Origin of the sequence: Aurantimonas sp. A3-2-R12, assembly GCF_036016755.1 — a bacterium.
In the GTDB taxonomy this organism is placed as follows: domain Bacteria; phylum Pseudomonadota; class Alphaproteobacteria; order Rhizobiales; family Rhizobiaceae; genus Aurantimonas; species Aurantimonas coralicida_A.
Window position 1 is genome coordinate 1 of the sequence record NZ_JAYXIH010000100.1, and the last position, 3,071, is coordinate 3,071.

The window sequence follows — 3,071 nt, forward strand, 5'->3', positions numbered from 1 at the left end:
TCAAGGTGACCGTTCCTAAGTGGTCCAATACCGGCACAACGTTGCGGCTTCGCGAGAGAGGAATCCGCAACCACAAGACCGGTCAGCGCGGGCATCAGCTGATCACCCTCAAAATCGTCCTTCCCGCGGCCGAGGAGCCAGAACTGGTCGCATTTCTGGAGACATGGGAGCCAAAGACCCGGCTGGACCCGCGCAAGGAGATGCTGACATGACGGGTATCGACGCGCTTGTCGCGGCCATCTCGGCGCTGCAGCGAAACGATCTCGAGGCTTGGCTCCGCGATGAACTCGTTTCGGCCGAGCCGGATGGGGGGCCCCTCGCCTTTTCGGACATGGAATGCGCCCGGGTCCGCTTCATCTGCACGCTGCATTACGACCTGGAGATCGACGCGGAGACCCTGCCGGTGGTCTTGTCTTTGGCCGATCAGCTCTATGAGACCCGGCAACGCCTGTTGTCGCTGACCGCCGCTGTCGCGGCGCAGGACGAGCCCATCCAGAAGGCGATCATCGCGGCTCTGTCGCCGGGTAACCGATCGCCTGAGACGGAGTGACGGCAAGGTGGACCGCAGGGACTGAGAGGTTCATCGTGGAGATGCCGCGTATCAAAGAAAACATCACATTTACGATCTCAGGCATTGGCCAGGCGTAAGGCGGTCCGATGGTATGGTCAGGCGGAAGGTGAAGCTCGATCACCCGCCATTCCTCATCAGCCAGACCGCTCAGGCGGCACCACGAAAAGGTTGGGTTCCTCCCCGGCCTGTTCCTTAGAGCGGGATGAGATTAAGTCCGGGCATATCCTGCATTGACGAGATAGTTCGTGCATTCGAGCGGTGAGATTGACGCGAGGATGTGGCCGATTGCGTCGCAGACGGCGTCGCGGTTTCGCTCGGCGGCTTTTCGCAGGAAGTGCTTCAGTTTGGCGAAGAGCTGCTCGATCGGATTGAGATCGGGCGAGTATTTCGGCAGGAACCTTCGAGAGCTTTCAGTTCCGCGTCATAGTCCCGTGGCTTGCGCATGGCATCCTCCATAAGCTGTCGATGCAGCGATGTTAGTTGAGCGCCTGCCGCAATGCTGTAAGGTTGTCGGGACGGTCTGGCACGCGCCGGTCCATCCCGATATTTTTTCGAGGGAGGGCGCGCTTATACGTCGTTCCGACGTGCGTTTGACCGTGCCAATGCTTGATCGCGATGGCGATCTATCATCTTCACGTCAAGGTCATTGGCCGCAAGGCCGGGAGCAGCGCGGTGGCCTCCGCCGCCTACCGTTCCGCCTCGCGGATGCGCGGCGAGCGGATTGACCGCGTTCAGGACTTTTCCGCCAAGCGCGGCGTCGTCCATTCCGAGGTGCTGCTGCCGGGTGGTGCGCCCGAGGCATGGAGCGACCGCGAACGACTGTGGAACGACGTCGAAGCCTTCGAGGTCCGCAAGGACGCCCAGCTCGCCCGCGAAGTGGAGTTCGCCATCCCGCGCGAGATGAGCAAGGCGCAGGGCATCGAACTCGCCCGCGACTTCGTACAATCGGAATTCGTCGACCAGGGCATGATCGCCGACCTCAATGTGCATTGGGACATGGGCGAGGACAGCACGCCCAAGCCCCATGCCCATGTCATGCTTACCATGCGCTCGGTGGACGAGAACGGCTTTGGCCGGAAGGTCCGCGACTGGAATCGCACCGAGATGGTGGAGCGGTGGCGCGAACGCTGGGCGGAGCTTGCCAACGAGCGGCTGGTCGAACTCGACATCGATGCGCGGATCGATCATCGCAGCCTTGAAGCACAGGGCATCGGGCTTGAGCCGCAAAGCCAGATCGGCGCACCCGCGCAGCGGATCGAGACACATCGTGTCGAGGCACGTCGTGTCGCGGACGAAGGCATCGAGACACGTCGTGTCAAAGGCGAAGGGATCGAGGCGGCCGCCACCGTTGCGGATCGGGCCGAGATGCACCGGCAGATCGCCCGCGACAATGGCCAACGCATCATCGCCGATCCGTCCCTCGCCTTGGATGCGATCACGCATCAGCAATCGACCTTCACGCGGCGCGAGATGGCGCGGTTCGCGCATCGGCACAGCGACGGCATCGACCAGTTCNCTTGGATGCGATCACGCATCAGCAATCGACCTTCACGCGGCGCGAGATGGCGCGGTTCGCGCATCGGCACAGCGACGGCATCGACCAGTTCAATGCGGTGACACATGCCATCAGAAACGCGCCCGATCTGGTCGAACTGGGACGGGACCGACGCGGCGAAGATCGTTTTACGACCCGCGACATGATCGTAGCCGAACAGCGCCTGCACCGTGCCGCCGAACTCATGGCCGGGATCGAACGCCATGAGGTCGATGACAGGTACACAGTGGCCGCACTGGCGCATGCCGAACAGCGCGGCCTTGTCCTCTCCGACCAACAGGCCGATGCGCTGGCTCATGTCACCGACGGACGCGATCTCGGTATCGTTATTGGCCATGCCGGAACGGGAAAGAGCGCGATGCTGGGCGTGGCGCGGGAAGCCTGGGAGGCGTCGGGCTATGACGTTCGCGGCATCGCTCTGTCCGGCATCGCGGCGGAAGCCCTCCAGAGCGGATCGGGCATTGCATCACGCACCATTGCCAGCATGGAACATGGCTGGCGGAACGGTCGCGATCTGCTCACGTCCAGCGATGTGCTGGTGATCGATGAAGCCGGCATGGTCGGCACGCGCCAGATGGAGCGCGTGCTGTCCCATGCCGCCGACGCCGGCGCGAAGATCGTCCTGGTCGGCGATCCGCGGCAATTGCAATCCATCGAAGCGGGCGCAGCCTTCCGCTCGATCCATGAGCGCCACGGCGGCGCGGAAATCAGCGAAGTTCGCCGCCAGCGCGACGACTGGCAGCGCGACGCCACACGCAATCTGGCGACCGGCAGAACCGGCAATGCGATTCATGCCTATGACAGTCATGACATGGTGCATGAGGCTCAAACGCGGAAACAGGCGCGCGATGATCTGATCGACCGCTGGGACCGCGACCGGCAGGCCGAACCGGATCGCAGCCGGATCATCCTCACCCATACCAATGCCGAGGTGCGCGCCCTCAA

Annotated in this window: 2 protein-coding genes and 2 pseudogenes; 3 read left to right on the forward strand and 1 reads right to left on the reverse strand. The window is 63.0% G+C overall.

Features of this window, described 5'->3' with window-relative positions:
• Both VSX60_RS22085 and VSX60_RS22090 read left to right on the forward strand, forming a co-directional pair.
• A partial coding sequence (locus VSX60_RS22085) for a DnaJ C-terminal domain-containing protein (RefSeq protein ID WP_327626389.1) occupies nucleotides 1-212 on the forward strand: 212 nt, incomplete at its 5' end.
• On the forward strand, nucleotides 209-550 hold the full coding sequence (locus tag VSX60_RS22090) for a hypothetical protein (protein WP_327626390.1): 342 nt from the start codon (nucleotides 209-211) through the stop codon (nucleotides 548-550). The genes VSX60_RS22085 and VSX60_RS22090, both read left to right, overlap by 4 nt.
• A 229-nt stretch (nucleotides 551-779) precedes the next feature.
• On the opposite strand, the pseudogene VSX60_RS22095 reads toward VSX60_RS22090, so the two are convergent.
• A pseudogene (locus VSX60_RS22095) lies at nucleotides 780-968 on the reverse strand (transposase); the annotation flags it as partial.
• A 218-nt stretch (nucleotides 969-1,186) separates the two neighbouring features.
• On the opposite strand from VSX60_RS22095, the pseudogene mobQ reads away from it, so the two are divergent.
• Nucleotides 1,187-3,071: pseudogene (mobQ, locus tag VSX60_RS22100) on the forward strand (MobQ family relaxase); the annotation flags it as partial.

Bases quoted from the DNA above. Each gene is read 5' to 3' on its own strand.
- VSX60_RS22090 (WP_327626390.1), top strand. From the start codon at position 209: ATGACGGGTATCGACGCGCTTGTCGCGGCCATCTCGGCGCTGCAGCGA.